General features: G+C 67.2%; 6 protein-coding genes and 1 pseudogene. 1 reads left to right on the forward strand and 6 read right to left on the reverse strand.

What is annotated here, in order from left to right; genetic code table 11:
* Positions 1-434: 434 nt before the first annotated feature.
* The 4 genes and pseudogenes from ACFE7U_RS09475 to ACFE7U_RS09490 form a co-directional block, all read right to left on the reverse strand.
* Positions 435-641, reverse strand: a pseudogene (locus ACFE7U_RS09475) (hypothetical protein); the annotation flags it as partial.
* Between the two features lie 91 nt (positions 642-732).
* Positions 733-951 carry a hypothetical protein gene (locus ACFE7U_RS09480; protein ID WP_375409492.1) on the reverse strand — a complete coding sequence of 73 codons (219 nt, stop codon included), beginning with the start codon at positions 949-951 and terminating at the stop codon, positions 733-735.
* Positions 951-1,136, reverse strand: coding sequence for a hypothetical protein (locus ACFE7U_RS09485; protein ID WP_375409472.1), 186 nt, complete (start codon positions 1,134-1,136; stop codon positions 951-953). Before ACFE7U_RS09485 ends, ACFE7U_RS09480 begins: the two co-directional genes overlap by 1 nt.
* Before the next feature lie 31 nt (positions 1,137-1,167).
* Positions 1,168-2,028: an SDR family oxidoreductase gene (locus tag ACFE7U_RS09490; RefSeq protein ID WP_375409473.1), complete on the reverse strand. Its 861-nt coding sequence runs from the start codon at positions 2,026-2,028 to the stop codon at positions 1,168-1,170.
* Positions 2,029-2,831: 803 nt separating this feature from the next.
* On the opposite strand from ACFE7U_RS09490, the gene ACFE7U_RS09495 reads away from it, so the two are divergent.
* Positions 2,832-3,089 (forward strand): hypothetical protein, encoded by a 258-nt coding sequence (locus ACFE7U_RS09495; RefSeq protein WP_375409474.1) that lies wholly within the window; start codon positions 2,832-2,834, stop codon positions 3,087-3,089.
* Between the two features lie 20 nt (positions 3,090-3,109).
* Here the strand turns inward: ACFE7U_RS09495 and solA are convergent, their stop codons facing one another.
* Positions 3,110-4,276, reverse strand: a complete 1,167-nt coding sequence (gene solA, locus ACFE7U_RS09500; RefSeq protein ID WP_375409475.1) for an N-methyl-L-tryptophan oxidase — start codon at positions 4,274-4,276, stop codon at positions 3,110-3,112.
* Positions 4,273-5,331: a threonine aldolase family protein gene (locus ACFE7U_RS09505; RefSeq protein WP_375409476.1), complete on the reverse strand. Its 1,059-nt coding sequence runs from the start codon at positions 5,329-5,331 to the stop codon at positions 4,273-4,275. Before ACFE7U_RS09505 ends, solA begins: the two co-directional genes overlap by 4 nt.
* Between the last annotated feature and the right edge of the window lie 278 nt (positions 5,332-5,609).

Genomic DNA, 5,609 nt, shown 5'->3' on the forward strand with positions numbered 1-5,609 from the left:
GTCGGGGCTATCGACCCTGACAGGATATTGCAGACGCTTGTCATGATAATACATGATCGATCCTGCTCTCCGAAAATGGGAAATCTGATCGGGCGCGATCCAGCGCGGCCCATCTCTCCGTCGAGCCAACGGCTCTGACGAACCGTCAATCAACCGACGTAGCGATTGTTCAATGTTAATGTATGTCAAAAATTAACGTATTTATACTGTGGCTTTGCTATCGATGCCTTCGCGGAAGCGTCGAGAGTTGGTGACCGGCCAAGCCGGATCATCGACACCTCCCGCAGTACTCGGGAGAACTGCGAAATCGAAAGGGTCTCCCCTAGTACAAATGCCGTGCGGCGGCCCAATACGGCCCCACGTATCGCCCCCGCATCCGATCCGATGGACAGCTTTCGGTGAACTATTAACGAGACCGACTACTCGGGCTCGATCTCGCGGTTCGCGGCGTGGTCGTGATACTGCTCGGTTTGAACCGTCTTGCTGTCGAGACCGCGCTCGTCGGAATGCCGGGATTTATCGCGGTTGCTCAGGACCATGTTCTCTTCCAGGATCCCGTCCGGCAAGTCGGTCATCGCCCCGCTCCCGGAACCTTTGCCCTGGGATCCCGCTCCCATGTTGTGCTTGTCTGCCTTGGCCATTGCAGTCTCCATTCTGTTTGGAGCCGAAGGCTGGTGCCTTGCAGTCGCCTTCAGCCGTTAAGCTGTTCCGTTCATCAGGAGGAGCACGCGCTCAATGCGAGCGTGGCGAGGCCTTCCCGGCGGCGTCGTGAGTGTGATGGCTGTCGCGCTCGCCGCCGCCGCCCGACACCCCGGATCTAGGCCCGTTGGTCGGGCTCCCGGGCGACGGGCCGGCGGCCGTCTCGGCTTCGGGCTTCGAGGCGTCCTGGTGGCTGCTTCCCGGCCCACCGTGATGGCGATCGGCCGCGGGGGTCTTCTTCGAGGTACTCATCATCGATCCTGCTGATAGCCTTGGTTGGTCGTGTTGATCTTGCTGTTCCCGGCTTGCCCGATCTTGTCGGGGTCCTTGGTCTGGCTCTGACCCTTCGGGCCGGTCGAGAGCGGGACGTCGGGCGCGCTGCCGGGACCCTTGTGGGAGACGTTGCCCGGTGGGACGGGGGGTGGCTTGGTGGTCATGGCTCCTCCTGGGATGTGAGAATGGTCGACTTCAGATGATCGGCTTGCCGCCGGTCACCGCGACGGTCGCGCCGGAGACGTAGCTCGCCTCCGCGCTCGCCAGCATGACGTAGACGGGCGCGAGTTCGCAGGGCTGCCCCGGCCGCTTCATCGGCACCTGCGAACCGAAGGTGCGCACCTGCTCCATCGGCATCGTCGAGGGGATCAGCGGCGTCCAGATCGGACCCGGCGCCACGCAATTCACGCGGATCTCGCGTTCGGCGAGCATCTGCGCGAGGCCGCCCGTGAAGTTCTGGATCGCGCCCTTGGTGGTGGCATAGGCGAGCAGCTGGGGGCTCGGGTTGTCGGCGTTGACCGAGGTGGTGTTGATGATCGCGCTGCCGGGCTTCATGTGCGGCAGCGCCGCCTTCACGAGGTAGAACATCGCGTGGATGTTGATGGCGAAGGTCGCCTCCCATTCCTCGTCGCTGATCTCCTCGGGAGCCGCGAAGGTCCTCTGGTGGGCGGCGTTGTTGACGAGGATGTCGACGCCTCCGAAAGCCGAGACCGCTTTCTCGACGATGGCGCGGCAGTGCTCCGCCTGCGAGATGTCGCCTGGGACCGGGAGGGCCTTGCGGCCGGCCGCCTCCACGAGGCGGCAGGTTTCCCCCGCATCGTCATGCTCGTCGAGATAGCTCACCAGCACGTCGGCACCTTCGCGGGCGAAGGCCAGCGCCACGGCCCGGCCGATCCCGCTATCGGCACCGGTGATGATCGCCCTGCGTCCCGCGAGGCGGTTCGACCCGCGATAATGCGCCTCGCCGTAATCAGGGCGCGGGTCCATATCGGCGTCGCGGCCCGGCGGAGTCAGCTGGCGCTGGCCGTCGAAGGGTGGCTTCGGGAAATCCGTCATCGCATCGTCCTGATTTGCTTGGTCGTTCGACCGTGGCCGCATGCCACCTCATTCTCGAACCCGGATGGGCACCGTCGATCGCGACAACCGGCGGGATGAAGGCTCCAGGGTCGCAGCGGGCCGTCTGAGCGTCTGTCACGTCGGGACAGGGTCGATCCGCGACCGTGCCTGCCCCATCGCCCGCCGGTGCGACCATTGTCTCGGCATGGTCCGACCGACGCGGCGACACGTGATCGGTCCGTCAACAACGGACGCAGCGCCTTTGTTTCCGGCGCTTCCCGCAACCACCCATGACGTCCTGGCGGGAGACGGTTCGGGTCCGTTGGATCGATGCGCGTGCAGGCCTACAGGGTGACGCATCAACAAGGGTGAGCCATGCCGATCCTCGGTCTCGATGCCGCCCGGACCCTCGCCGCCGAGACGTTGATGCGATGCGGCACCCTGCCGGTCGCCGCCGCGAGCGTCGCCCATGCCCTCGTCGGGGCCTAGGCCGATGGCCTCAAGACCCACGGCCTCATGCGCCTCATCGCTTATGGCGAGCAGGTCAAGGCGGGTAAGGTCGTCGGCGACGCCGTGGTCTCGACGCGGCGCCCGCGACCGGGGCTGCTCGCCCTCGATGCCAGCGCTTTCGCTGCCGATGCGCAGGAGCGATTCGGGTGGCTCGCCCGTTCGATCGAGGATCAGGCCGGCGCGCCGCTTCGCCCTGCGCGAGCGCGCGGTGAGGGAAGGACCTACTTTGTCCGATTCCCTCCTCGCCCAGATCGAGGGAATATGATCGAGCGACGCAAGCCGGAGGTGAGACCATGACGGCCCGCAGCTTCCCCACCCCCTGGATCGTCAACGAGACGACCGGAGCTTTCCGCGTCGAGGATTCGGCCGGCGATCCCATCGCGTGGACCTATTTCGCCGACGACCCGGAGGGTTTCGCCGGACCGGCCGCGATGACCCGCGACGAGGCCCACCGCATCGCCAAGGCGATCGCGATGATCCCGGAGATGCGGACCATCATCAGGACGCTGCAGGAGGGGCTGACCGAAACGGAGGGCGAGGCGGAAACCTGATCGGGCTCCCGGCGCCGGGTTCAGAGAAAGCGAGCCAGGGCGAACGGCGCCAGGTCGATCGGGCTTTTCCCCGTCGCCATCACCTCGGCGACGGCCTCGCCGATCCCGGCCGAATGCTTGAAGCCGTGGCCCGAGCAGGCGGAGACGACCAGCACCCTGTCGTGGTCCGGATGCCGGTCGATGATGAAGCCGCGATCGGGAGTGACGGTGTAGAGGCAGGCGGCGGCCTGGGCCACCTGCGCCGTGGCGCCGGCCATCCGGCCCTCCACGTGGCGGCGATACATCGCCGCGGATTCCTCGGGAGTGACCACGCGGGCCAGGGCGTCGGCGGTGGTGTAGGTGTCGTATTGCTCGGTGGCGACCTTGAGCCTCGGATCTCCCGGCATCGGCGGGAAGCCGTAGAGGTAATCGACGTCGCCGGCCCCGTGCATCCAGATGAAGACCGGCGCGTCGGGCCCATAGGCCGTTATGTCGTCGAGCGCGTACCAGTGCAGGAGCTGGCGGTTCACCGTGAGCAGGCGCTCGAAGGGCTGTCCGAGCAGCGGAGCGGTCCAGGCCCCGGCCGAGACCACCGCCTGGGCGGCCCGCAGGGTGCCTTGCGAGGTCGTGACGACGACGCCGTCGCCATCCTGTGCGATCGCCAGAACCTCGGTCCCGGTGCGGATCTCGGCGCCGAGTTCGGCTGCACGCCGGAGTTGGGCGGCGATGCACCGCTCCGGCCGGACATAGCCGCCGCCGGGCTCGTAATAGGCCTTCTCGTCGCCCTCGAGCCCGAGGAACTGAGGGAAGCGCGCGCCCACCTCGGCTCCGTCGAGAACCTCGTGGAGAATGCCGAAGGCCTGCGCACCGGCGATCGAGCCCGCGACGAAATCCGGCTTGCCGTGATGCGACGCACCTCCGGCAGGCGCCATGACGAGGACGCCGCAGGCGTTGAGCAGATCCTCGCCGGTCTCGGCTTCCAGCTCGCGCCAGATCCTGTGCGAGGCGAGGACGAAGGGGATGTAGTCGCGGCCCTCGCCGACGGCCTGGCGGGTGATGCGGCTCTCGCCGTGGCTCGACCCGTTGGTGTGGGGCGGGGCGAAACGATCGAGGCCGACGACGCTGATCCCGCGTTTGGCGAGCTGGTACAGCGTGGCGCTGCCCATCGCGCCGAGCCCTATGACGACGATTTCGGCCCGCTCGTTCATCGCGATGCGGTCTCCCGCCCGGATAGGCGGACCGCCTCGGCACGGATGACCTCGGCTGCCCGTTCGACCTGAGAGCGCGTCACATCGATATGGGTGGTCACGCGGATCTGATGGTTGCCGATGGCCCGCACCCGGACGTCGTGGGCAAGGCAGCCCCGTGCGAATTCGGGCGCCGTGACGCCCAATCCCGTCACCGAAAAGCACAGGATGTTCGACTGGCCCGCGGTCGGATCGAAGCCGAGGCCCGGTGCGTCGGCGATGACCCCGTGCAGGAGCCGGATATGGCTGTTGTCGATCCTCAATTGCTCGACATGATGATCGAGGGCGTAGAGCCCCGCGGCGGCCAGCACGCCGGACTGGCGCATGGCGCCGCCGAGCCGGTACTTCCAGCGCCAGGCCTCGACGACGAACTCCCCCGTGCCGCACAGGACCGCGCCGACCGGGCAACCCAGCCCCTTGCTGAGATCGATCCAGACGCTGTCGAATCCGTCCGCGTAATCGGCCGCCGTGATGCCGGTGGCGACGACGGCGTTGAGCAGGCGGGCACCATCGATATGCGCCTTGAGGCCGCGCTCGTGGGCGATGTCGCGGATGCGGCGCATGTCGTCGAGCGCCCAGACGGAGCCGCCGCTGAAGCTCGTGGTCTGCTCGATGGAGACCAGGGCCGAGCGCGGCGCCGTCCGGGCCGGAGGCCGGATCGCCGCCGCAAAGGCCTCGACGCTGAAGATGCCGGCGGGCGTGCGCAGAGGCGCCACCGAGACCCCGCCGATGGCCGCCGACCCCGCAGCCTCGGTATTGTAGATGTGCGATTGGTCGTCGACGATGATCTCGTCCCCGGCCCGGGTATGGACCAGGATCGAGGCGAGGTTGCACATCGTGCCCGACGGCATGAACACTCCGGCTTCCTGGCCGAGCAGATCGGCGACGCGCGCGCAGAGTGCGAGGGTTGTGGGATCATCGTTCGACTGCTCGTCGCCGACCACCGCGCGGGCCATGGCCTCACGCATCCCGGGCGTCGGCCGCGTCTGGGTATCGCTGTAGAGATCGATCGTCACGACAGGTTGTTCCGGACGCTTGCGAGGATGGAGGCAGGTTTACGGTTTGCCGGCGATCGGCGCCAGGGGGTGGGAGCGGTTCGCGGCCCTCCTCCTCGCGGGAAGGTCGACCGGATATGAGAGCTTTTCGGGCTCAGGAGAATGGCTCCGGTTTTCGCGTCATTCCGATCCCCTTCGTCATTCCGGGGCTGCGAAGCAGAGCCCGGAACCCAGACGCTCGGATCGTTCTTCAGCCTGGCGAAGTCGGCGGCTCTGGGTTCCGGGCTCGCCTGCGGCGC

Source organism: uncultured Methylobacterium sp. (assembly GCF_964251405.1).
In the GTDB taxonomy this organism is placed as follows: domain Bacteria; phylum Pseudomonadota; class Alphaproteobacteria; order Rhizobiales; family Beijerinckiaceae; genus Methylobacterium.

What these genes read in the sequence shown, in the direction of transcription:
- ACFE7U_RS09485 (WP_375409472.1), bottom strand. Translation starts at nt 1,136, where the DNA reads ATGACCACCAAGCCACCCCCCGTCCCACCGGGCAACGTCTCCCACAAG.
- ACFE7U_RS09480 (WP_375409492.1), bottom strand. Translation starts at nt 951, where the DNA reads ATGAGTACCTCGAAGAAGACCCCCGCGGCCGATCGCCATCACGGTGGG.
- ACFE7U_RS09495 (WP_375409474.1), top strand. Translation starts at nt 2,832, where the DNA reads ATGACGGCCCGCAGCTTCCCCACCCCCTGGATCGTCAACGAGACGACC.
- solA (WP_375409475.1), bottom strand. Translation starts at nt 4,276, where the DNA reads ATGAACGAGCGGGCCGAAATCGTCGTCATAGGGCTCGGCGCGATGGGC.
- ACFE7U_RS09490 (WP_375409473.1), bottom strand. Translation starts at nt 2,028, where the DNA reads ATGACGGATTTCCCGAAGCCACCCTTCGACGGCCAGCGCCAGCTGACT.